This window comes from Pseudoalteromonas fuliginea, assembly GCF_000690055.1.
Lineage (GTDB): Bacteria > Pseudomonadota > Gammaproteobacteria > Enterobacterales > Alteromonadaceae > Pseudoalteromonas > Pseudoalteromonas fuliginea.
This window is the reverse complement of record NZ_JJNZ01000007.1, coordinates 72,161-96,940: the sequence shown is the minus strand read 5'-3', so window position 1 is coordinate 96,940 and position 24,780 is coordinate 72,161. Positions and strand designations below refer to the sequence as shown.

The 24,780-nt window shown below is 38.3% G+C and carries 22 protein-coding genes; 9 read left to right on the top strand and 13 right to left on the bottom strand.

The window, feature by feature from the left end; genetic code table 11:
• Positions 1 to 2: 2 nt before the first annotated feature.
• Genes guaD through puuE form a run of 3 tightly spaced genes read left to right on the top strand, consistent with a single transcriptional unit; the run spans position 3 to position 3,518 of the window.
• Positions 3 to 1,367 carry a guanine deaminase gene (guaD, locus tag DC53_RS18115; protein WP_033028478.1) on the top strand — a complete coding sequence of 455 codons (1,365 nt, stop codon included), beginning with the start codon at positions 3 to 5 and terminating at the stop codon, positions 1,365 to 1,367.
• 5 nt (positions 1,368 to 1,372) lie between these two features.
• Complete coding sequence (locus DC53_RS18120) at positions 1,373 to 2,584, top strand: urate hydroxylase PuuD (protein WP_033028477.1); 1,212 nt, start codon at positions 1,373 to 1,375, stop codon at positions 2,582 to 2,584.
• 1 nt (position 2,585) lies between these two features.
• A complete protein-coding gene (puuE, locus tag DC53_RS18125) occupies positions 2,586 to 3,518 on the top strand; it encodes an allantoinase PuuE (RefSeq protein ID WP_033028476.1) in 933 nt (310 codons plus the stop codon).
• Positions 3,519 to 3,620: 102 nt separating this feature from the next.
• Here the strand turns inward: puuE and DC53_RS18130 are convergent, their stop codons facing one another.
• Positions 3,621 to 6,125: a S8 family serine peptidase gene (locus DC53_RS18130; protein WP_033028474.1), complete on the bottom strand. Its 2,505-nt coding sequence runs from the start codon at positions 6,123 to 6,125 to the stop codon at positions 3,621 to 3,623.
• Positions 6,126 to 6,707: 582 nt separating this feature from the next.
• On the opposite strand from DC53_RS18130, the gene DC53_RS18135 reads away from it, so the two are divergent.
• Genes DC53_RS18135 through DC53_RS18150 form a run of 4 tightly spaced genes read left to right on the top strand, consistent with a single transcriptional unit; the run spans position 6,708 to position 9,835 of the window.
• Positions 6,708 to 8,210 (top strand): curlin, encoded by a 1,503-nt coding sequence (locus tag DC53_RS18135; protein WP_007378425.1) that lies wholly within the window; start codon positions 6,708 to 6,710, stop codon positions 8,208 to 8,210.
• 38 nt (positions 8,211 to 8,248) lie between these two features.
• Positions 8,249 to 8,650 carry a curli production assembly/transport protein CsgE gene (locus tag DC53_RS18140; RefSeq protein ID WP_007378426.1) on the top strand — a complete coding sequence of 134 codons (402 nt, stop codon included), beginning with the start codon at positions 8,249 to 8,251 and terminating at the stop codon, positions 8,648 to 8,650.
• Positions 8,640 to 9,062, top strand: a complete 423-nt coding sequence (locus DC53_RS18145; protein WP_033015061.1) for a curli assembly protein CsgF — start codon at positions 8,640 to 8,642, stop codon at positions 9,060 to 9,062. The genes DC53_RS18140 and DC53_RS18145 overlap by 11 nt, the downstream gene beginning before the upstream one ends.
• Positions 9,062 to 9,835: a CsgG/HfaB family protein gene (locus DC53_RS18150; protein ID WP_007378428.1), complete on the top strand. Its 774-nt coding sequence runs from the start codon at positions 9,062 to 9,064 to the stop codon at positions 9,833 to 9,835. Before DC53_RS18145 ends, DC53_RS18150 begins: the two co-directional genes overlap by 1 nt.
• A gap of 65 nt (positions 9,836 to 9,900) precedes the next feature.
• On the opposite strand, the gene DC53_RS18155 is transcribed toward DC53_RS18150, so the two are convergent.
• From DC53_RS18155 to DC53_RS18170, 4 genes are all read right to left on the bottom strand, one after another.
• On the bottom strand, positions 9,901 to 10,590 hold the full coding sequence (locus DC53_RS18155) for a helix-turn-helix transcriptional regulator (protein ID WP_008134135.1): 690 nt from the start codon (positions 10,588 to 10,590) through the stop codon (positions 9,901 to 9,903).
• A gap of 96 nt (positions 10,591 to 10,686) precedes the next feature.
• Entirely contained in the window at positions 10,687 to 12,198 is a 1,512-nt protein-coding gene (locus tag DC53_RS18160; protein WP_033028473.1) for a trehalase family glycosidase, read from the bottom strand.
• A gap of 14 nt (positions 12,199 to 12,212) precedes the next feature.
• Positions 12,213 to 13,451 carry an MFS transporter gene (locus DC53_RS18165; protein ID WP_033028472.1) on the bottom strand — a complete coding sequence of 413 codons (1,239 nt, stop codon included), beginning with the start codon at positions 13,449 to 13,451 and terminating at the stop codon, positions 12,213 to 12,215.
• 175 nt (positions 13,452 to 13,626) lie between these two features.
• Positions 13,627 to 14,634, bottom strand: coding sequence for a LacI family DNA-binding transcriptional regulator (locus DC53_RS18170; RefSeq protein WP_007378432.1), 1,008 nt, complete (start codon positions 14,632 to 14,634; stop codon positions 13,627 to 13,629).
• 285 nt (positions 14,635 to 14,919) lie between these two features.
• Here DC53_RS18170 and DC53_RS18175 point away from each other — a divergent pair, with 285 nt between their 5' ends.
• Positions 14,920 to 17,172, top strand: coding sequence for a TonB-dependent receptor (locus DC53_RS18175; protein ID WP_033028471.1), 2,253 nt, complete (start codon positions 14,920 to 14,922; stop codon positions 17,170 to 17,172).
• Between the two features lie 80 nt (positions 17,173 to 17,252).
• On the opposite strand, the gene DC53_RS18180 is transcribed toward DC53_RS18175, so the two are convergent.
• The 5 genes from DC53_RS18180 to DC53_RS18200 all read right to left on the bottom strand — a co-directional run bounded on the left by DC53_RS18180 (position 17,253) and on the right by DC53_RS18200 (position 21,352).
• Positions 17,253 to 17,771 (bottom strand): hypothetical protein, encoded by a 519-nt coding sequence (locus tag DC53_RS18180; protein ID WP_033028470.1) that lies wholly within the window; start codon positions 17,769 to 17,771, stop codon positions 17,253 to 17,255.
• Between the two features lie 75 nt (positions 17,772 to 17,846).
• The gene (locus DC53_RS18185) at positions 17,847 to 19,385 is read right to left on the bottom strand and encodes an EAL domain-containing protein (protein WP_033028469.1); all 1,539 of its coding nucleotides are present in this window, start codon (positions 19,383 to 19,385) and stop codon (positions 17,847 to 17,849) included.
• Positions 19,386 to 19,473: 88 nt separating this feature from the next.
• Entirely contained in the window at positions 19,474 to 20,097 is a 624-nt protein-coding gene (locus tag DC53_RS18190; RefSeq protein ID WP_033028468.1) for a GDSL-type esterase/lipase family protein, read from the bottom strand.
• On the bottom strand, positions 20,097 to 20,606 hold the full coding sequence (locus DC53_RS18195) for a DsrE family protein (protein WP_033028467.1): 510 nt from the start codon (positions 20,604 to 20,606) through the stop codon (positions 20,097 to 20,099). The genes DC53_RS18190 and DC53_RS18195 overlap by 1 nt, the downstream gene beginning before the upstream one ends.
• Before the next feature lie 272 nt (positions 20,607 to 20,878).
• On the bottom strand, positions 20,879 to 21,352 hold the full coding sequence (locus tag DC53_RS18200) for a flavodoxin family protein (protein ID WP_007377069.1): 474 nt from the start codon (positions 21,350 to 21,352) through the stop codon (positions 20,879 to 20,881).
• Positions 21,353 to 21,426: 74 nt separating this feature from the next.
• Between DC53_RS18200 and soxR the strand changes: the two genes are divergently transcribed.
• Entirely contained in the window at positions 21,427 to 21,909 is a 483-nt protein-coding gene (gene soxR / locus DC53_RS18205) for a redox-sensitive transcriptional activator SoxR (protein WP_007377070.1), read from the top strand.
• Positions 21,910 to 22,442: 533 nt separating this feature from the next.
• On the opposite strand, the gene DC53_RS18210 is transcribed toward soxR, so the two are convergent.
• The 3 genes from DC53_RS18210 to DC53_RS18220 all read right to left on the bottom strand — a co-directional run bounded on the left by DC53_RS18210 (position 22,443) and on the right by DC53_RS18220 (position 24,743).
• Entirely contained in the window at positions 22,443 to 23,609 is a 1,167-nt protein-coding gene (locus DC53_RS18210; protein ID WP_008134123.1) for a lipase family protein, read from the bottom strand.
• A gap of 27 nt (positions 23,610 to 23,636) precedes the next feature.
• On the bottom strand, positions 23,637 to 24,155 hold the full coding sequence (locus tag DC53_RS18215) for a DUF6795 domain-containing protein (protein WP_008134122.1): 519 nt from the start codon (positions 24,153 to 24,155) through the stop codon (positions 23,637 to 23,639).
• A gap of 321 nt (positions 24,156 to 24,476) precedes the next feature.
• On the bottom strand, positions 24,477 to 24,743 hold the full coding sequence (locus tag DC53_RS18220) for a hypothetical protein (protein ID WP_008134121.1): 267 nt from the start codon (positions 24,741 to 24,743) through the stop codon (positions 24,477 to 24,479).
• Positions 24,744 to 24,780: the final 37 nt, after the last annotated feature.

The following is a 24,780-nucleotide window of genomic DNA, read 5'->3' as shown; positions in this document are numbered from 1 at the left end:
CTATGAGCACACAAAACAATAATAACTTAACAGTAGTTTGTGCCGATATACTCGACTTTGTTGACGACCCTGCCATTACTGGCGAAAACGCCCATCGTTTTTTTGAAAAGGGCGCATTAGTTATCAAGCACGGCAAAGTAGTTAAACTTGGCTACGAGCACGACATACTGCCAACAATTGATAAATCAGCGCGTGTTATCCGCCACGATGGCAAACTCGTTATGCCTGGTATGATTGACACACACATACATTTGCCGCAAACCGAAATGGTAGGCGCGTATGGCGAGCAACTGCTAAGTTGGCTCACCGAATACGCGTTTCCGACAGAGAAAAAGTTTACATGTAAGCATTATTCAAAAGAGATCTCTAATCGCTTTTTAGACGAGCTGCTGCGCAATGGCACAACCACTGCCCTTGTATTTGGCACAGTGCATCCGCAATCGGTTGATGCGTTTTTTAAAGAATCACAAAAACGCAATTTACGCATGATTGCCGGTAAAGTAATGATGGATCGTAACTGCCCTGACGACTTATCTGATTGCGCGCAAACAAGTTATGACGAATCTAAAGCCCTCATTGAAAAATGGCACAATGTTGACAGGTTAAGCTACGCAGTTACACCGCGTTTTGCTCCTACATCAACCCCTGAGCAACTTCAAAAATGTACTCAATTGCTTGAAGAATACCCAGACACCTACCTGCATACACACCTATCGGAAAACAAAGACGAGTGCGAATGGGTAAAAGGGCTATTTCCAGAAGCCAAAGACTACTTAGGCGTGTACGAGCAAGCAAAAATGGTACGTAAACGCTCAGTATTTGCCCATAGTATTCATTTATCTGAGCGCGAGCTATGCTGCCTTGCAGATAACAATGCGGCAATATCGCACTGCCCTACCTCAAACCTATTTTTAGGATCAGGACTTTTAAATTTAAAAGCCTGTGAAGAGCACGGCATAAACGTAGGCATGGGTACCGATGTAGGCGCAGGAACAAGCTTTTCTATGCTACAAACAGGTAACGAAGCGTACAAAATCCAACAGTTACAAGGTCAAAAGTTTTCAGCATTTAAAGGGCTGTATTTAGCAACACTCGGCGGGGCTAGAGCACTTGATTTAGAAGGGACAATTGGTAATTTTGAAGCCGGTTGTGAAGCCGATTTTATTGTAATGGATTGTTCAGCAACCCCATTTTTAAAATTTAGAATACAGCATGCCAAAACCCTACATGAAAAACTATTTGCAATGATGATGTTAGGCGACGACCGCTGCGTTGAGCAAACCTACATTATGGGTAAAAGTGTGTATAAGCGCGATGATAACAATCAATTTTCAGACACCCGCTCACCGGTATTAGAAGAGGCTTAACCGTTATGGAAAACTATTTATTTGAGCTTGCTCATTTAGTACTGCGTTACTTTCATGTTATTGCTGGTATAGCATGGATTGGCGCTTCATTTTATTTTGCATGGCTTGATAACAACCTACAAACACCACCGCAGTGGAAAATAGATAAAGGCATAAAAGGCGATTTATGGGCCGTGCATGGTGGTGGCTTTTACGAAGTGGCTAAGTATCAAAATGGCCCTGAACAAATGCCTCATACCCTGCATTGGTTTAAGTGGGAAGCGTACACAACCTGGATCACCGGTATATTACTATTTAGCTTACTTTATTATGTTGGCGCCGATGTGTACTTAATTGATAACAGTAAAAGTGAGCTAAGTAAATTTGCAGCTATTGGCGCATCCCTTGGTTTTATTGGCTTAGGTTATGGTATTTATCGTTTATTGTGTAAAACCCCGCTGGTTGAAAACGGCAAAGTGTTTATTGCTGTAGTTATTGGTTTATTAGCTCTGTGGACTTTTGGGGTTGATCAATTATTTAGCGACCGCGCTGTGTATATTCATGTAGGCGCACTCATTGGCACGTGTATGGTTGGCAATGTGTATCACATTATTATGCCAGGGCAGCGCTACATGGTGAGTGAAGTAGAAGCTGGTAGAATCCCTGATTCAGCGCCAGGTTTAAAGGCAAAGCTGTGTTCTATTCATAATAACTACGCCACATTACCTGTAGTATTTATTATGCTTAGCAATCACTTTCCTTATACGTATAGCCACAACTTTGGCTGGCTTATTTTAATTGCGCTGTTTGGTATTGGTATGTGGATACGCCATTACTTTAACTTAAAGCATCAAGGCGTTAATAAGCCCTCAGTACTTGTAAGCGGTATTGCCGCCTTTTTTGCTCTTATGCTCGCCATAGCCCCTTGGCCCAGTACACCAACAAATGCAGGCGAAAGCGCGCCTTTACAAGCAAGTATTACCGACGCACAAGCGTGGGATATAATTAGTAAGCACTGTACACAGTGCCACAGCGAAACACCTACCTCTGAGCTTTTTCAAACAGCGCCGCTAGGCTTTAAGCTCGACTCTATTAGTGATGTAAAAAAAGCCAGCACGCTTATTCATACCCGCGCGGTTATAACCAAAGATATGCCACTGGCTAATATGACCAAAATGACTGACACAGAGCGCGAAACGCTCGGGTCTTGGCTCACAGCACTTAAAAAGGAGCAATAAAATGAGTGAGCATTTTAAAAACTACCCGCGCGATTTAATTGGTTATGGTCCAGATGTACCCCATGCAAACTGGCCTAATAAAGCCCGCATTGCCGTGCAAGTAGTATTAAATTACGAAGAAGGCGGCGAAAATTGTGTATTACATGGTGATGCAGCCGCTGAAACGTTTTTATCAGAAATAGTCAGTGCCCCCCATGTTGAAGACCGCCATATAAGCATGGAGTCTATTTACGAATATGGCTCGCGCGCGGGCGTGTGGAGGCTACTGCGTTTATTTAAAAAATACGATATACCGGTCACCATTTTTGCAGTGGCGATGGCCCTTGAGCGCCACCCCGATGTAGCTAAAGCCTTTGTTGAAGCAAGCCACGAAATTGCAAGCCATGGCCTGCGCTGGATTAATTATCAAAATATAGATAAGCAAACCGAACGCGAGCATATGCAACAAGCCATTGAAATCATTCAAGCGCTTACCGGTAAAAAGCCCAAAGGTTGGTACACAGGGCGCACAAGCCCTAACACAGCAGCCCTTGTAGTTGAAAATGGTAATTTTTTATATGATGCCGACGATTACAGCGACGACCTACCTTTTTACAGTATTAAAGAAGGTAAACCACAGTTAATAGTGCCCTACACGCTTGATGTAAACGACATGCGCTTTGCTGCCGTGCAGGGTTTTAACGCAGGCGATCAATTTTATAATTACTTAAAAGATGCCTTTGATACACTATACGAGGAAGGCGCTCCAGAAGGTGAAAACGCCCCAAAAATGATGTCGATAGGTTTGCATTGTCGCTTAATTGGCAGACCAGGAAGAATAAAAGCATTAGCACGGTTTTTAGAATATGCCCGATCGCATGAGCAAGTTTGGTTTGCCACGCGTGAACAAATAGCCGAGCACTGGCTTAAAACCCACCCGTATAAAAAAGCATAGCTGTAATCCATTAAAAATAAATTCTAATTACTTATTACCCTCATCGTAAACATAAAAAAGCCCAGCTTTGCTGGGCTTAAATTACTTTAGATGTAATAAAATTTATTCAAAAGAAACGGTGATGATATTCGAACACACATTTTCTGTTACACATAATTGGTAATCGTACGATGGTAACGTAGCTCCACGCACGTAATCACGGTAACGACCGTTATCTGAAACGGTATCAACTAACTCGCCATTACGGTAAACGCTTAATGACTCTGCACCCACTTCTTCCCAGCTAAGTTCTACACGCATTGTACCTAAACGTGTTTTGTTAGCGCGTTTTAAGTTCAGCTCAAGGGTCACGTCACTTACAACAACCGTTTGAGTAAATGAATCAGTATTACCTTCACTATCTGTAACCGTTAACTCTACATCGTAACTACCTGATTGGGCATAGGCATGTACTGGTCTTGAGTCAGTTGATGTTGCACCATCACCAAAGTTCCAGCTCCACTGTGTTATATCATTATTAGCATCACTGCTTGTGTCTACAAATGCAGCGGTTAACCCTTGTGTATCAACAGTGAAACTAGCAAGAGGTGGTTGTGTACCTACTTCACCAATAGCACTGAACGTAAGTGACCAACTATTAATATTACCTGTATCTATACCTGCCGTATCGACAACATTTAATGTCCAATCACCGGTTCCTACTTCGCCATTAAATACACTTGATGTAAACGTTTTAACAATATCGTCTTCGCTACCACCTTGATTACTTTGTAGAGTGACTTCAGAGCCTTGCGGTGAAGTAAGTGTAAGTACTAAATCGCCAGACCACGTGTGTGTGATATTTACATCTGCTGAAGTACCAAAAATAGTTAAATCATCAGCAACTGTGATAACCGAATTAACGCCTAATGGATCGTTATCAGGGATCGGTAGATTTTCTTCATTACTATACGTAAAGTCATTTAAACCAGCAGGTTGTAACATTAAACTTACTGTTTTTTCTTTAACAATATCATCTGATGTTGCTGTAACAGTAAACTCATAATCACCCCATGGCGTATTTTCATCGGTCTCAACACTAAGCTGTACTGTTTCGCCTGGACGTGCTGTTAATGCAGATAAATATGCACCACCAAGACTAGATGTTAGATCAAGTGTTACTTCACCATCCCACTGTGCAATAGAACCTATTTCAAATGTATACGATGCAGTTTCGCCTACTGTTTTTTGCTGTGATACAGGTGTCACAGACATTATAAAACTCGGGGTTGGGTCTGCATCAAGTAATGCTTGGTTTGCATTGAGTCGAGTGCCAGCAACCGTTTTACCTTGTAATGCAGTATTTACATCACCACTGCTCATCAATAACTGTTTAAGTTCTGTGGTTGTTAAATCTGGGTTGATTGACAACACAAGTGCAGCAACACCTGCAACATGAGGTGTTGCCATTGAAGTGCCTGAGTAAGTAGCATAACCGTTACCCGGGACTGTTGATAAAATAGCACTACCGGGTGCCCCCATATCAACACTGGTTAAACCCCATTGTGAGAAGTCAGATAAATTATCGCTGCTATCAGTGCTCGCAATAGAAAAAACACTCTCGTGTTCATAGCTTGATGGGTAATGCGGGTTTGCATCATTATCAACTGCATCATTACCGGCAGCGGCAACAAATAAAATGTCAGCTTGCTCACTTACTGTAATTGCATCAGCTAAAGCTTGGCTAAAACCACCACCACCCCAACTATTGTTTAGAACACGTAAATTAACACCTGAATTTTTAAGGTTAACCATATAGTCAATACACTTAATTGCATCTGATGTTGAGCCATTACCAGCCGCATCTAAAAACTTACAACCAACAATAGATACTTCTTGGTTTACACCTACAATACCCGTTGAATTGTTACCGCTTGCACCGATTGTGCCTGACACATGAGAACCATGTCCTTGGTCATCCATTGGGTCGCCAGCATCTGTAATCGCGTTAATACCATGAATATCATCAATATAACCATTGCCGTCATTATCAATACCATCACCAGCAATTTCGCCCGCATTAACCCATGCGTTATCAACTAAATCGGGATGACTATAATCAACACCTGTATCAATAACACCCACTACAATATCGCGGCTACCGATAGAAATGTCCCACGCTTCAGGTGCATCAATATCGGCATCTGTAACACCACCTGTTTGGCCCTCATTATTTAAACCCCATAGTTCATCAAAACGAGGATCATTAGGAGAGCTTGTAGCAATACTCACTCGGTAATCTGGCTCTACATATTCAATAGCTTGATTTGACTTCAAACGCTCAATAGCTTCTTTGGTACTCATACCAGAGACTTTAAACTTAGCTAAACGGCCCGAAAATAATGACGTAAAGTTATCATCAACCTCATCATTATTTAAATCCGATATTTTAGCTTTAACCATAGCGCGTACTTGTTTACGCATTTGTGGCGTTGTATTTTTTTTATATTTAACAATTATAGAGTCACTACTTGCAGTAACTTGTTGCAGTGCACCTGCATCAGGTAACTTTGCAGAAGCTAAACAAGGTAGTAGCGCGAGCGTAATAATAGATAATTTTGTTTTCATTGTTCTATCCATAGTAGGGAAGGCTTAGAAACACTAAGCAAGTTTTTCACTACTTCAAGTACAAGGGATCACATGGCAAGATATAAGCAAACAACCAAACACCAAATTAAACAAGTAATAAAGATTAAAAATAACAAAAAACCATTATTTTTAACTAGAATTGGCAAAAAAAAACACCTAATACAGTCATTATAATGAATTTATTACACTTACCTCTACCCAATATAGGGTCATGTTTTTTTACTGCTTTTTTCGAATAAAATCTAAAAAAGCAAGGTTATAAGCTTAACCATTTGAAATATAAAATAAAAAAAATTGGTAAAAAATGATGATTTAAGAAATTCATATTGAGGAATACAGTTAGTACTTGATTATGAATTTAAGCTTAAACTTTGTCAGTGTTAGCTTTATGACAAGACTCGTTTTTACTCAATAATCATATATTTCGCTTCACTCACTTACATAAGTAACTAAAGCGGATCACAAAACATTATATCGGCACGGCATGCTGAGACAGCAAATACCTTATTAAAACCTATAACATTTAAGGTGTTTGATTTTATCATTTCAAGGAGAAAAATAATGAAGTTGAACAAATCAATTCTAAGCTGCGCGGTTGCAATTGCAATGAGTACTAGCTTTGCCTCATATGCTGAAACAGGTAATAAATCAGTATCTAGCTCTGAACTTAACACCAAGGTATCTATTGCAAGTACAGCTAATTCAATGACACTTGCTCAAACATTAAACAACAATACGGCATTGTTAATACAAAATGGCGATAGCAATACCATGCTTGTCACAACAACAGGCAATAATAACGATACAGAAGTAACCCAAGCACAGTTTGGTAACTATGCTGAAGTAACTACAATTGGTGATAGCAACTCACAAGCATACGCTCAAGATGGTACTGCGAATGGATTAATAACCGAAGTTACTGGTAATAATAACCTCTTACTTGTAACACAGGTTGGCCAAGGTGTTTTGGTCAATAACGAAGCTATAAATACAGTAACTGGTGATGACAACTTGATTGAAGTAGAACAAGGCACTGGCGGTCATTGGTTCTACAACATGGATATGCAAGGTAATGGCAACGAAATAACTTCGCTGCAAACTGGTGAATGGCATGAAGCTGAAATAACAATGCTCACTGGCGATCAGAATACACTCGATTTAGAGCAAGCAGGTTACTGGAACACCTTTAAAGTCAGTTCTTTACAAGGTAACGACAACGAGCTTGATATTGAGCAAGATGGCGATCGTAATGCGGTAACACTCAGTGCTATTTCTGGCGACGCTAACGAGTTTTCCATTGAACAAGATGGCAATACAAATGCTGTAACATTTGCAGCGGTTGTGGGTAATGATAACGAAATAGACATTGACCAAGAAGGCAGTAACAACACCGCAGACTCAGCGTTATTTGAAGGTCAAAACAATGAAGTAACCATTACTCAAGTAGATACATACAACACTGCTACCGCTGAACTTATTGGTGATAATAATGAGCTAACAAGTAATCAAAATGGTTTGTTCAATGACGCTTACATGGGCGTGTTAGGTTCTGATAATGAATTTACGATTGATCAGGTAGGTGAATTTAACTCAGCACATTTAGTTAACTTTAATGGCTCTGATAACGACATAAATCTAACACAAACAGGCCAAGATAATACCGCTGTTGTGGAGTCGTCTTACCCAGACACTTCACTTACTTCAAACGATAACGATATTGATATTGTTCAAGATGGTTCTCTAAATGAAACAATGCTAACACTTGCTGGCATTTTAGACAGTAACGGTAGTCAAATTGATATTGCTCAAACTGGCGAAATGAATGTTATTGATTTAATGGTTGAAGGCAACGACCACAGCATTGATATTTCACAACAAGGTGAAAATAACTGGGTTGGCGGAACAGAGCAATCAGCCTTTTTAGTTGGCGGTGAAAACGTATCATTTAGCGTAACTCAGCTGGGTAACGATAATATTGTTGAAGGCGCTGTCATTGGCTTTAACAGTACAGTATCTGTTACTCAAATGGGTGATGGTAATACGGCAACAATTACACAAATGTAATTGCAAAGGTTGGGGAGAGTAACTCTCCCCTTTTAATTATGAACAATAAAAAAAATAGCTTCGCTGGTTTCTTATTCGTAATTTCATTATCTTTTAGCACTGCAGGTTATGCAGCTGATGAGTTGGAAATAGACGGTTTATTACTCGATAGAAGCATTAGTCGCTTTGGTCATCAATTTTATTACGAGTTCTCAAATTACTGGCGAGACTTACCCTCAACTGCAGGGTTTAATATTGAAATTAAAGAAACAGTAATCCCAAAAGCAGGCACTAAACTTTCTTTAATAATGAACAATAGACTGGTGTATGCAACATACTTAGGCCGAAGGTTAGAGCCACTAGATCAACGTGTTGAACAAGCCGTGTATACCGTAATTGATGCAATGGCTCGTGAAAATATGGCAGTGTCGTCTCCCGATATGGCCATAAATGGATGGTAAAATGAGAATAATAATATTTATAATAACAACATTAAGCTTTTCAGCCGCCGCGACTGAAATAATTTATACCCCAATTAACCCAAGCTTTGGCGGTAATCCTCTCAATGCGAATATGCTACTTAGCAAAGCACAAGCTCAAAATAAACATAAAGCGCCAGTAATAGAAAAAAGTTACACCGAGCAATTTCAAGATTCTTTAGAACGCACTTACTTAAATCGAATGGTAAGAGAAATAACAGATATGGCGTTTGGTGAAAACATAGACGACAGTATTTTCAATCAAGATTCCATATTTATGAGTGGCGATTACCAAATAGAAGTTATAACCAGTACCACAGATAGCATTACCGTAAGAATAACAAATATAATTGATGACACCGTGGTGATCATTGAAGTACCGAGGTTTGGATAATGTATAAACTACTTATAACAATTGTAGTTCTTAGCTTAACGGGCTGCGCAAGTTTGGGAAATTTAATACCACCACAGCAGCAGCAAGCAATGAGCTTAGAACCCACAGAAATTTTTTCTGATTTAAAAAACCTACCCAAACCCATGGGTAGTATTCCTGTTTCAGTTTATTCATTTAGAGATCAAACAGGTCAATATAAACCGCAAACAAATGTGAGCTCATTTTCTACCGCTGTAACTCAGGGGGCTAATTCAATACTAATACAAGCCTTACATGAGTCGGATTGGTTTACACCGGTTGAACGTGAGGGTCTGCAAAATATACTAACAGAGCGAAAAATCATTCGGGCGGCTCAATCAGATAATCCAAATCAACCAGATTTACCCCCATTAACAACCGCCAAAATAATTTTAGAAGGCGGTATTATTAGCTACGACACCAATGTAAAAACAGGTGGTTTAGGTATGGAATACTTTGGAATAGGCGCATCAGAGCTTTACCGTGAAGATGCTATTTCAATATACTTACGTGCTGTTGATGTACGAACAGGGCAAGTCTTACTATCGGTAGCAACCAGCAAAAAAGTACTGAGCCAAGAAATGCGTGCCGGATTTTTTAGGTACGTAAGTTACAAACGATTAGCTGAAGCAGAAGCTGGCTTTAGTGATAACGAACCTATGAGTATTTGTGTTACCCAAGCAATAGAAAAAGCACTTACAGACCTAATAACAAAGGGCATTGATAAAGGGTTATGGGCCAAAAAAGTAAGTTAATAATTAAGATAAATAAGGCTACTTTTAAGTCGCCTTATTTATACAAAAATTTGATCCTGAAAAGGTTATTTAGCCATTGGCAGTAAAACAGAAATATAACGTTGTGCCCAATTAGCTAGCTCTACTCGATTACGCGAACTAGTTTTTTTAAACGCACTGTATAAATGGGTTTTTACTGTGTGATCACTTATATTAAGTTTATCGGCAATAGCATTATTACTGGCACCTTGCGCTATGAGATAAATAACCGATTTTTCTCGTTTAGTTAAATGATCATAATCATCTTTTTTTATTTCTATACCATCGTACAAACTGTTAAATGATGATGCTACAGCCAAAATATCATTGAATGCGATTGAAATAATTTTTCGTGCAAACCAGAGTTCACCAGCATTTATTTTAACTAACCCTTTAAAAATAACTTCTGGAGGATCCGATTTATAAAATACGCCATTGAAATGATTGAGAAGTAAGTTCTTTTCACATACCGTTTCTCGCTCAACATTAAAGACAACAACGTTACAGTGCTTCGCTAAGCAAATTAAATCGGTGGGAATAAGGTCTTGCCAATTATTTTTAGTGCCATCAATCAAAAACAAATCATAATGCGATCGTTCTTCTAGCTGAGGTACTGTGTCATCCATTTTTATATCGGTAAACAGCGCTTGTAGTGTTCTTAATATAGCGGTGTAACTATGAGAGTGGAAAGATGACTGAAAAGTTGTTCTTACAAACACGTGATTTTTATGTGACATAAATTTCATCCATGAAACGTTTATGCAACATTACCTAAGTTATAGGTAACATACAATCCGATAATGGTATTAAAAAATTATAAGTAACCCAATTATTTAAAACTCTGGATTATTTAATAACGTATAAAATCTTGCCGTTACACCATTAGTCCAACCAAAACCCTGCTGTACTTGATATTCACCACCACCGGCTAAAACCGCTGGTGTGCACACATTGTATTTTTCGAGTAAGCACCTATTTGCTGCAAAGTTTTGCTCAACCATATTTACCCAATTTTGCATTATATGTGTACTCAATTGTGTTATACCGTAGTTATTAAGCCCTTTTACCGCAAACCATTGTAGTGGAGCCCAACCATTTGGACTATCCCACTGCTGAGCCGTTTGAGTAATAGTTGTAACAATGCCACCCTCTTTTAAAAATTCATTGGCTAATCTTGTAGCTACCTTAGTTGCTTGCTCATTACTGGCTAAATTAACAAATAAAGCAGTAGTTGCCGCTGCACTAAGTATTGGAGATTGAGTCGTTGTACGGCAGTTATAATCAACAAAAAAACCGGTTGGTTCATTCCAAAGGTAAGCATTAATAAGCGCCTTGCGATTGCTAGCAAGTAATTGGTAATGCTCTGCTTGTTCACTATTGCCGAGCAATTGAAAGAATTTGCTTAACTGATTCTCTAAGTTATACATAAGGCAGTTTAAATCTATAGGAACAATATCAGTTGTTTGAATAGAGCTTAGTAAATTAGATTCACCAAGCCAACGAGAACTAAAGTCCCAACCCGACTCACACGCTGCGCGAATATTACGATAAAAATCAGATTTTTTCTCCTTCGCCAACCCTTCCGCTAGCGCTAAATCTTCACGCAATGACTCTGCCCTTGGCTCACTTACATCGTCCCAATAACGATTTAAAATACCACCACAAGGCATTCTTACTACCCGCTTTGAGCTCAATACATTAGTCGAAAGCAACTGAGCGCCTTGCATCCAAAATATATATTCTTTTTCAAGTGCTGCAACACACATGGCAAGCCATTGCGTATTGAGTGATTTACTATGCGTATGTTCCCATAATAATTCGACCATGAGTGCTAAAACCGGTGGCTGCGAGCGTGATAAATAATAGCGACGGTTACCATTTGGAATACAACCATAATCGTTAATTAAATCGACAAAGTTAAGTAGCATATCTTCAACTACATCACCTTTATCTGCATCGATTAAACCCAATGCTGTAAAATAACTATCCCAATAGTAAATCTCTTGAAAGCGCCCGCCAGGCACAATATAGCTGTGCTTTAGTGCTAGTAATGAATCTTGCTTTGGGGTATCAGCCTCTCTTCTAAGGCCATTCCATAACGAGTCTATATAATGTTTAACCGATGACGTATCAGCCTCAGTGCCCATTGCTAGCACTGGGGAAGTAATAAAGTGTGCGTTTACAAACTCACTAAGCTGCGTATTAGTTAAAGGCGCTAATTGTTCATAGCTTTTACATGCACTTTGCCAATTAACACGCGCAATTGCATCTGCGAATGTTTTACAGTCGCTAAATACATGCTGCATTTGAACATCTTTAAATAATTGGCTGTCAAAAAAACTCATAACTTTCCTTACTGTTAAGCTGTCGTTGCGTGTTGTGAGATAGCGTCGGTTCGCTTTTTGAAAAAAATCACGCTAATAAAAATCAAACTAATGGGAACCAAAGAAAGGTAAAACGCATGCTGGCCACTAAAGTGCTCAAACACATAACCAGTTATTATTGAGCCTGTTGTGCCACCAAGTGCTGAAAAAACTACAATTAAACCAGTCATAGCTGCATGGCGATGTTTTTCAAGAGCGCTGAGCATAACTGAGTTAAGTACCGGATAAATAGGCGCCATGAAAAAACCAATTAACGGTAAAATAAATGCAGCAAGTGGTGCATCAAATAAACTAATTACTGTATTTTCAGTAACATTCTCAGTAAGCGGTAGGGTAATAAGTATGAGGCCAGCCATCGCAATTAAACAACTGCTCAATACAACAAACCAGTGAATGTGTTTAAGTACTTGCCCTGCCACTAAGCGCCCAAATGCAAGTGCCGCAGCAAAAATACTGGCCAGCTGGATACTAATAGCCACAGGGAGTTTTAAAACTTCATTATTGAATGTGGGTAGCCAAGTACCTACGCCCTGCTCAATTAATACGTATAAAAAAGCGCTAATTATAAATATGAGTACCAACGGTTGATATGTTAGCTTAAGCATGGCGATAAAATCGAACCAACCGGAGCGTTTAGTTTTACTTATAATGGCGGGCTTTATAGGCGCAGCAATTACGCTCGCTATAACAATTAGGGTTAGCGCTGCCAGTAAGTAATAAACGTTGAGCCACGCGGTTGAATCGTTTGGATCTATAAAAGCAGTAAAAATCCAATAGCCACTTAACACACCAACCATGAAAATGCCTTCAATGGTGTTTAACAATGAAGAGTGGCTATTTGCATCATCTGTCACTTGGCCGATAATAGAGTAAACCGACACTTTAACCACAGCAAAGCCACAACCAATGGCGGCAAATAAAATTTTAAACGCATAAAAGTCACTAATTAAAGCCGTACTTACACAAGCAAGGGCAACAACAGTAAGTGCCCCAAGCATGGCCAGTTTATAGCCTAGGCGAGGAATAAACGAAGCCACTACAAATGACATTATCGCAATGGATAAATCTTTAAACCCCTCAAGCACTGAAGCTTCTGTTTTACTTACCCCAAGGGTATTTATTGCCTGCAAAATAACGGTGCCCACGCTATTTAACAAAATAGCGAAAATAAAGTAACTTGCTGCAATTGCCAGTGTGACTTTTGTTTTACTCATAATTACCCTCGCTTTAAAGCGTTATTTAAACGCTATAACGACCTTTATTGTATGCCCATAACAAGTGCATACACAGTGTGTGTTTATATCAGTGAGGTTTGAGTTTAGTTTAGAACAGCCCCCAATGCAATCGTTTGCATTTTAAATTTAACATTAACTCAACATGATTTATAAACTATCGTTTACTTGATTGGCGGGTAATCAGTTCAATATCAATTACTTGTGATTCAACTTTTTCACCAGCTAGTTGCTGCATCAACTTTTGAACTAATAGCGTGGCTGCGTACTGTGTGTTTTGTCGGATAGTTGATAATGAAGGGTGGCTAATGTCGGCCATAGCAATATCATCAAAACCTACTAGAGCGACATCATTAGGAATGCTTACATAACGCTCTTTTAAGGCTTTCATGGCACCTAAGGCAACCATATCACTACATGCAACTATAGCATCAAAATAAAGGCCTTTTTCACGCAGTAATTGGTTAATTGACTGATACGCTGAGCTACTTGTAATATCAATAGATACAACATGTTGCTCTAATTTATGGGATGCTAATGCGGCAGAGTACCCTCTGTGACGCTCACTAATTTCACCATGTTCTGGATCGCCTAAAAATACAATGTTTTTAGCTCCGTGCTCTATTAAATGCGTGGTTGCTTGCAAGCCTCCCAAGTAATTGTCACTTCCTACAATGGGGTAGTTGCTAGGTGTTTTAGGATCTCCCCATACCACCAGCGGAATACCTGCGTTAGCTGCATTTTCTATATTGGTTTGGTTTTTACCTTGACCTACAACAATAATACCGTCTGCACGGCGGCTATTAATAAAATAATTAGCCCAATCATCTTGCGCCATGATTGAATTAGATAGTAAAAGCTCTAATCCTTGCTGATTAAGTGCAAGATTAATTTCGCTCACTACTTTAAGTAAAAACGGATCGCTAATCGACTGCTCTGTTTGTTCGTCAAGGTTAATTATAACCGCAACTACATTGGTTTTTTGTGTCCGCAACCGACTTGCAGCCGTATTAAGACTAAAGTTATGCTCTTTAGCTAAGCGCTGAAGTTTGTCGCGGGTTTCTTGTTTAATTAGCGGGTTATCATTAAGCGCACGCGAAACTGTAGAGGTAGACACGCCTGCTAGTTTCGCTAAATCAGTTAATTTAATTTTTTTGTTATTCATGATCTTCCTAAATAGTCGCTTACCACTGATCAATACAATTATCTAACTCGCTGACAATATAGCATTATTATTTTTTGCTGGCGCGAACAACGAGCTAAAAAGTGTTTAACATATAAATAAGCTCAATAAATAAACTATATAAATTCATAAATAATTTACAAATAAATATTGCAAACGTTTGCATTTATCTCTAAGGTTTCAATATACACAGCCTATTTACAATGTTCTTTAGTAAAAAGACTGCAGAAATACACTGTTTAATACACTAAAAACGGGATCACACACATGAAAATCAGTAAAGCAAAAAGTACACTAGCGTGTGCCATTACTTTAGCGCTTAGCACTCAATGCGCATTTGCTGCAGAGCAAACACAAGAAAAACAAAAAGTTGAGCGTATTGTAGTATCAGGAACACCCACAGGTGTTGGAATAAGAAAAATAGATGCCAGCTATGCGGTAACTAATATCGATAGTGAACAAATTATTAAATTGTCTCCAAAAAGCACCGCTGACTTATTTAAAGCAATACCTGGAGTTTGGGTAGAAAGCTCAGGTGGTGAGTCAGGCGCGAATGTATTTGTTCGTGGTTTTCCTGGCGGTGGAGATGCCCCATTTTTAACGCTAAGTATTGAAGGTTCACCAATTTACCCAGCGTCAACCTTATCGTTTTTAGAAAATTCATCAATGTTTCGTGTTGATGAAACCATTGAAACTGTAGAAGCACTACGTGGTGGGCCAAACCCTGTTTTATCAAACGGACAACCTGGGCTAACAACCAACTTTAGGTTAAAACGTGGTGGCGAAGAAACAGAAGGCTTATTTAAATACACAACTTCTGATTACGACTTACAGCGCATTGATGCTGTAATGAGTGGTGAAATTACTGACGATTTATACTTTATGGTTGGCGGGTATGTAAAAAGTTCACCAGGTATTCGTGATGCGGGCTTTACGTCAGAAAAAGGCAGCCAATTTACAATTAACATCACTAAAAACTTAGATAACGGCGAGCTTAACTTTTATACCCGCCAAACTGACGACCACGGCGCGTGGTACTTACCAACGCCACTCAATGTTGATGGTATTGACGCACAATACACACAACTAGGCACGCTAAATCGCCAAGCAACAATATTTACAGGGCCAGATTCGCAAGCACACGATATTGACTTAGGTGATGGCCGAGGCTGGGACGGTCATGTTTCAGGCGGTAGTATTAAGCTCGAACTTAAAAATGGTTGGCACTTTTCAGACCGTTTTAACATTACTAAAGGCGATGCAAACACCTACGGTTTAGTACCAAGTGGCTCAGCAACAACCATTGGCGCAGTCGCTGATAACGGTCAAACGGCGTTTGGGTCAGTAACAAATACTGAATATGCAAGCGCTACACCTGTTCAACAGCTTGGACGATGGGTGGTGCTTAAAGAAATTAGCTCATTTACTAATGATTTAGCTTTTTCAAAAAAGTTTGGTGATTTATCAACAACATTTGGTTACTACACCGCAAGCACTTCGGCAAAAGATTGGTGGAGCTTAGGTAACACTGCATACCATGTACTTGAATCAGGTGGCGAAGCATTAACCGGTATTGAATGCAACCAAAGCACCGATGGCTGTGATTTTAACTACGATATTAGCTCAACAGGTGATGCCCGAACTCACGCGTTTTATGTTACTGGTGAATACAAATTTGCTGATGCATTCACACTGGATGTTGGCGTACGTCAAGAAAACCACGAAGTACATTACAGTGTAGATGAAGGCCTTGACGGCATTATTACTAAAGCCGTTAGCTACGATGAAAGTAAAACCTCTTGGACTACAGGTTTAAACTACTCAATTAACAATGATATGGGTGTGTTTGCCCGTGTTAACCGTGGTTATAAAATGCCGTATTTTGATGATTTTAGAGATAATTTTGATGCTTACCAAGGTGGCGAAAAGCTTATTAAAGAAATTACTCAAGGTGAACTAGGTTATAAATTAATTACTGAATCAACCGACTTTTATGCAACCGTATTTGTAAACGAAGTAAAAGGCGACACCTTTGTACGTCGCCCAGGTGTACCAGCAGAAATTTTAACAAATGAAGCGTACGGTATAGAGCTCGATTATAACTTTAACCATGAGTCTGGTTTTTCTGTTAATTTAAACACCACATTACAAGATGCTGAAATTACTCAAAGTCCAACAAACGATGGCAACCAATCCCAGCGCCAACCAAAATGGCAAGTACGTGTAACGCCAAGTTACGACTTTGAGCTACAAGGTATGTATGCAACTTTATACGGTACACTTTCAGCGGTTGATGATCGCTTTGGCAATAACGAAAACACTGTAACACTCGATGGCTACGAAAAAGTTGATTTAGGTTTAATACTAGAACCAATGGAAGGCATTAAGCTTCAAGTAGCAATAGATAACTTAACGGATGAGCAAGGCATTACAGAAGGTGATCCACGTAATGCTGATGCACCAAATGGTCGTTACATTATGCCTCGTACAACGCGCTTTAGTGTAAGTTACGCGTTTTAAATAAAATACAATATAAAGGGAGCATTCGCTCCCTTTCACTTTAATTAACCTAAGAAAATAAATTTAAAGGATAAAGTGAATTACTCAATACTCGCTTTTAATTTATTTAACGCATCAACCGAAAAACCTCGGTCATAAAAATATAAAATTTCGCCGCTGTTATTTATAAGTACCACACGTGAGTTATTTGGGCTTTGATTACCCGTAAACTTTTGTACCGCTTCACCATCTTTATAAATAGTAATTACCCCGCCCCATAATTCTTTAGGTATGCCTTTGCGCATACCGCTGTCTATAAATGTGCTAAACATACGTGGTGCCATACCTGCAATGGTTGGTAGTTCGTAAGTTGGAAGCGTTACACCCGCCATATCTAAACCAATTAACCAACGGTCTATATCAAACTGGCTGTCTTGCTTGTAACCAATAAGCAGCAGTGTTTTATCTGCGTTAAAGTCGCGGGGTATAGTCACTATGTTTTGCTCTAAGCTTTCACCGCTAATATTGGGAAACTGCTTACCTGTAACGTGCTGATTTGGGTACTGCGATGTACATGCGCTCAGTAATATAAAAATAAAAACACTTAGTATTGATTTCATTATGATTAAGTTCCTAACATTTTGGTTTTATAATAACGTTTGTTTATATGTTTTAAAAATTACAAATATCTAAATTCAAACACTCTGTTTTGCCATATATTCATGAAACTTATCAACCTTCATTGGTTGGCCGTACTTCCAACCTTGCCCGTAATGCACTCCCGCAGTTTTTAAAATAGCTTCTTGCTCACTAGTTTCGATGCCCTCTGCAACACAGGTATAATTAAACTTTTTCACAAGCTCCATAATGTTCGGGATCATAGAAGCCTTTAAACCCTCAGTTGCTATATCTTGCACAAATGTACGGTCTATTTTTAACTGATGAAAGCTCAAATTTTGTAAATTTTTTAAATTAGAATAACCCGTACCAAAATCGTCTAATGACAAGTTAAAACCCGATTTAACCAACGTTCTAAAATGTGCATGAGCAATACTGGTATCAAGGTATTCATCTTCGGTAATTTCAAGACAAATAATAAATCGAGAATTAGTAAGTTCAGAAACTTGCGTTAAAGATGATACATTTCCTTGCTCTACATCACATGGAAATATATTAAGCGATACTTTAAAACCCTCAGGTAAAATATCAATAGCTGTAAGTTCCTTGAGCACCTTTGCAATCATTGCTTCAGTGAATTTCCAAGTTAAATTATTTTTTCTGAGTAACGGAATAAACTGATCTGGGTAGAGTGTTCCATATTTATCTTTAAAACGAGCAAGTACTTCACAACCTATTACTGTGCCTGTTTGCAAACAAATAATAGGTTGGTAGGTCCAATAAAAAGAGTTTTTATTTAAGCCTAAACGAATACGATTAAATGTAGAACGACGATCGGCAATCAGATTATCAACAAGTAATGCACTCGATACTCCAGCCAAGCAGGTTAAAATGAGGGATATAATTAGTAAAAAGTGATTTTTAGCAAAAAAATTATTCCAAGGCATATGAAGTGCAACGCAGTAATTGCTATTTTGTTCACTGCATATCAGCTGCCTTTCATAAGGAAGATAAACATTATTGACTAACGTATCGTAAACACCACTTTGCCCTGCCAAATGATTAATAGAACGCTTATGTTTATAAACAACTTCCCACATGGGTGAGCTAATTACGTCATCATTGAATACTTTAGTATCTATTATTAGATTGTAGTCACCTTGACGCACTATAATAACTTCCATTGGGCGGTCACTAAACAACAATAAATACAATTGAGGTTCAAAGCGTACTCGAATATTTTCATCTACAATAATATAATCTGGGCTTTTATCATTAATAACTTTATCTAACAACCCAGCTCCTGTAGTACATACAAGCTGATCGTTCTTGAAAAAACCTATATCTATTACATATTTTGCATCAAATAAAGCACGACGCATCTCAAGCAACGTTGCTTGGTCACATTGTTTAAAACCGAGGTTATTTAATGGAGTAAGAATTCTGCGCCGTTCTTGTACTGCGGTATCGATATGCTTAACTAGGTGTGTAGCGTCTTCACTTATTGTAGCTGCTAGCTTTTGGCCTGCAAAATAAAGTAGTATCAAGCTCCCTGTCACAAAAACCAAGATGCCAGTTAGCAGTGCTATTATTGATTTCTTATGGCCTTTTTTCATCGTATCCTTACTAATATAGTGTGTGCTTTAAATACACATTTTATAAATACATAATGACTTAAAAAATAAATAAATGGCTTAACCAAGTTTACTTTTTCACAACGTCGTAAAGCGTTTTGGCTATTACTTGATGCTGACTCTCACAAATATGAATTCCATCTTCTAGTGATACGTGCACTAAAGATTGAAGATCAATAAATATAATTTTTTTATTTTGTGCAATATTTTTGAATTGCTCTTTTAGCGCAACGTTTTTGCACTCCGCACCTTCATAAACATGCTTGTAAGGGCCTCTACAACGTACAAAGGCCGGGCTCAAAATAATTATTTTTGGCTTTTCATCATGTTGATTATTTAAACTATAAAAATCACAAATATCATTAATTAAATTATTTAGCCCCAGAGCAATGCATTCTGGAGCTAAATTAAAACGCTTTTTCAGATCGTTTGTCCCAAGTGCAATAATAATTACATCGAGCGCATACTCTTCCAAATAAGGTTTTAAATAACTAACACCCGAAAGTGAACCGTTATACGGCGGATGGTTTACTAAGGTACGATTGGGTTGCCCTGCTTCAATAATATTAAAGCCTGACCCTAATTTTGTGGCTAATTGTGATGTCCAGCGAATACTTTCGTCAAAACGCCCTCCTGTAACGGGGTTTAAACCCCAAGTATTAGAGTCGCCAAAGCATAAAATGTTTTTTATCATTAAAATGGATTCAACGTATAGCCTTGCTGTTGTAGTTGGGCATGAGCAGTCATCGCAGAAAGTGACATTTTAACGCCTGGAATAAGCTGTTCAGGAGTAACTTTAAAATGTGTAGCTGACTGACCACACACAAAAACCTGTGTATTATTTACGAGTAATTGTTCAATTAAGTACCGGTTTTTATTATCAATATTAAACCGCTTTTTATATTCGCTATTAGCTAACACGTCAACACTTGCGCTACCGTGCACAACTAAAGCGAGTTGTATATTTTCAGGCTTTACACCATGCGCTACATGCATGTTAATAAAACGCGCTAACGAATTTATTGAATTATTTTGCGCGCCTTCTTTGGCTCCCTCGCTAACATCAAAAGCTATTCTAAACGAGGTAGAAGCACTAATTGGCTCGTGTTTTGGTACATTATAGAAGCTGCCAAACCCTTTGATCGGGAGTTTATTAGCTTGTGAAAGCGGACTAATAAGTAAAAGTAATAGTAAATATTTCATAAATCCTGTGTTTTTAAGTAATCAAGCCTATTTAATATACTACCAAAAGCAGGGCGTGTTGATCTTTTTGGATGAAGTTCGTTCAAATTAAAGACTGTTTAATTACGATGCAAAACTTGTAATCAATAAATGAAAGAAGTGCAACACCTTCGCTCTGCTCGAACAGCGTTTATGGGATGTTATTTCTATAAAGGAGTAATAACACGCAGCCGCTATATTGCCTGCGTGTTAACATCTAAAAATAAACACCCCGTCGAGGAATAGGTTGTTTATTATGCTGCCGATTGCGTATTTTTATGGCTATGGCTTACAAAGCGCATACCTAAATAACCAAAGGTTTGCTTAAACATCTGTACAAAGGCATCAGGGGCTTCAAAAGAAGAGGCATTTGATAGCAACGAGAACTCTTTTGTACGTAACGCGCGTAACTTAGGCTTTAAGTTTTCGTCGTCCATGTAATCTGTGATCCGATCGATAAACGATTTCATTTGTACCGTGGTGTTATACCAATACACGGGGGATGCAAAAATCCAATGTTCATAATCGAGTAACGACTCAAAAACAGTATAAAAATCATCATTTTTATAGTTCTTACTATAGCAGTATGGCGGTATTTTATAGTCATCAAGACAAATAACGCGAATATCATTTTGCTCTGCATAACTATTAGCATGTGCTGATGTATTTCCTTCTCTACGTGCACTTGAATAAATTATTACTGAATTTTTTTTAATTTTATATTGCATTTAACTCGCTCCTTTTTTATGTTGGGAGCAGCTTAAAACCTCAACCATTATTGAGGTCAATATATGGATTTAAAATGAGCACAGAACAAAAAAAATTAACAGAAGCTAACCTAACCGTCGGCTATGTGGCAAAAAGAAGTGGTGTAAAAGTATCAACCCTACATTTTTACGAAACTAAGTATTTAATAAGAAGTTGGCGAAATAGTGGTAATCAGCGTAGATATAAACCCGATGTACTTCGCCGTGTGGCGGTCATAAAGGCAGCGCAAACAATGGGAATTACGCTAGAGGAAATTAAAAACACGCTAGCCACACTACCAGACAACAGAACCCCGACCAAGCAAGACTGGTCAGCGCTTTCTAAGCATTGGCAAGCACAGCTCGACGATCGCATTGCTTATATGCAGCGTTTACGTGACAAAGTAGATGGCTGTATTGGTTGTGGCTGTTTATCACTTAAAAACTGCCCTATTTACAATAAGGATGATCATTTAGGAGAGCAACAAAGTGGTGCTGTATTGTTAGATAAAGTTGATAATACCAATTCACCTAATTAAGTGATCTATTTTGAGGTAAAAAAATCGTGTCGATAACAAGACAGAAATTTTTAACGCAGTTAGCGTCAGATTTAACCCCTCAAATTGATTAAGTATTTTTGCGGGTTGGTATAGCAAGAGTAAAAACGTTTGAAATTATTTGTCAGTGCTTTAAAGCACTAGGGCTATTTGAGGCTTGTAACCGAGTGAGCTCGGTAACTGCTCATGCGTACTTATTCTTACATCGATGAAAGAATAAGTAAAAATAGAGCAAAGTTTCCGCGTCCTGTTCACGCCCTTACCTGCATTTATGTAAGCAAATACCCCCTAGGACGAACCCAAGGAGAAACGCATGCTTGGCATTTATATTACTTTATCACCTATTTGTGGGAAATAACCACATTGCATAGGCTCTGCCTTGTCTAAAAATAAAACATACTGGTGTAAATTGAACTCCAAAAGATAAACAAGCCCTGAAAGTAGTAACTAACCTGAACTCTGGATAATAAATCAATCTCGAGCAGCTATTTTCAGCGTTAACTAAATTATCTCTTTTAACCTAAACCATTTAAGCCATCTCTAGCAGCTCGGTATAAAGCACCTAACGTAGAATCAAACACCCATTTAATAAAGCTGTAAGTAAGCTCTACAGCTTTATTAATAACTTTACCGGCAAACACTAACATATGCCCTAATAAGCCTAGCGTTTGTACTGCAAATGATGCAGACGCCTTTGCTATTTTATCGATAGTACGAGCAAGCATATCGTAAAACGTTAATCCGGTTCCAATAGCTGCTTGTGCAGCGACAGCGCTGTAATAGCCCGCATCTTTTAACAAGGTGATTAATGCCGCACTTAATTTATCAGACCAATGCGCATTAAATGAAGCTTGGTTTCTATCTTCAAACTTTAAACGCACTGGTGTGCTTAGAAAATGATTAGCTTTTACGGTTAAGTTATTCCAATCACTGCTGTTTGCCGTATTAATATAACCAGGCGTTCCGTCCAACTTATGAGCAGCACCTTTAAGGCCTTGCCCATTATCTAAACGGATTTCTTGCCCATTATACGGTGCATGTGAAAATGGCCATAAAGGGACTTTAGCAACTGGATCAGCGCCATGGGTACAACGGTAAATTTTATCAATTCTCGATGTCGCTGCCCTTGAAAAACCTTCAAGCCCTACTCGCGGTGAGCCAAATGTATACAGCTTTACTGGTAATGAATATTCCGCTTTGATCCAATCAGCGGATAACGTAGCTAAAGCACCACCTAAACTATGACCAACAACATGAACACCACCCGTCATTTTATTCTTAATATTAGCAGTGACAAACTCTTGTAGCTTAGGCTTCATAGTATAAAATGTTTTATTAAACCCCGCATGCACCATACTACCGTTTGAACCACCACTTAAACCAAAATGAGCATCAGTTAAGCCATCACGTATTGTATCGGTCCCTCTAATAGCAATTACAGACTCCCCTTTAAAAGCCCCCGTTCCGTGACCAACTAGGCCAAAACCAGAACTTAATCCAAATAGGTGCGAAATAAAGCCGCCTGATACACCTTGTACTGAACTAGGACTTACAGAAAAGTCAAACTTTCCACGTAAAGCCGGAGATAAAGAGTTATTAATTAGATCCGTACTTTTGATATCTTTGGCATCATAAGCAAGTAACGCGAGTTGTACCGCTTGTGCAGGTGTTAATGTATTCATGCTAAATCCTTTTAAATTGTTTATAAACTAAATTTTACAGGCTGTATAAACTGTAAAAACGTGTTCTTTATCTTCAACAACCGGTATATCGTAAGTTTGAGGCTCTTTTGCAATGTCGCACACTAGATTATTTAAATACTCATTCAAAGTTTTACTTTGCTTATGTAAACCAATTCTGGCAAACCATAAAACAATATCTTTCGAGTTATCTTTTTTTATGTAGATGTGCTGAATTAGAGACCCATTATCGAACATATTCGCTGGCTTAGAGGTTTTAATAACTCGCTCAGGAAAAGAAAAATTACCATTATCGTCTGACGTCGTTTCATCTAAATACTCATCACCAAAAGTGAATGACTTAAATATGGTAATATTCGCAAGTGGTTTACCATCATTTAGCAGTTGACCACTAATCGGAACTGATAAAGTAAAATCCTGCTTTTTTGAAAAGCCAAACATATCTGCAAAAGCCTGTGTTGTAGTAAAAAAAATAACGGTAATAGACACTACTACCAGTAAAGAAATCTTTAAACGTGATAATAACAAAGCAAACTATCTCCCAAGTTTTAGCTATACATTACGTAATATATATTTCTATTTAATTACACTCTTTAAGTGCTTTTTATTTTAAATAAAAAGCGATAATCAAACTTATTAAAACTAAAAACTCTAATAAAATACAATTATACTGCATGCATTTGGAACAAAAAACAACCAGTTTGTTTTTTATCCGTACTGCGCTATACATCAGGGCAAAATCGTAGATTTAACTCTGATTTAAAAGTATGTTCTTATACTGTTTAATGAATGAATATACCGACCTATAACAACCATTGATTTAAGTACTCAACGTTAAAAAATAAGTCGTTAACGGTTTATTTTTTGAAAGTAAGTTTTAAGTTTTAATAACCCAGATTCAAGTTCAAACTTTTGTATTTTAGGATTTTTAAACTTAAAGCCGTTTGAAATATGAGTATTAATCATCGTCGCCATACCTTCAAAGCCATCTGGCGCTGTAGCCACTAAATCAAGAAGTAAAGGCTGAATAAGCGGTCGATGCCCTTCTATTAAAGTGGGGGTCTCGTATATATCGTAAACGAGGTTGGTTAGTGTGTTCTGTTTTTTTTGTTCCATGTAATTTCTATAGCGCTTTAAATTAAAGCGTTAATAG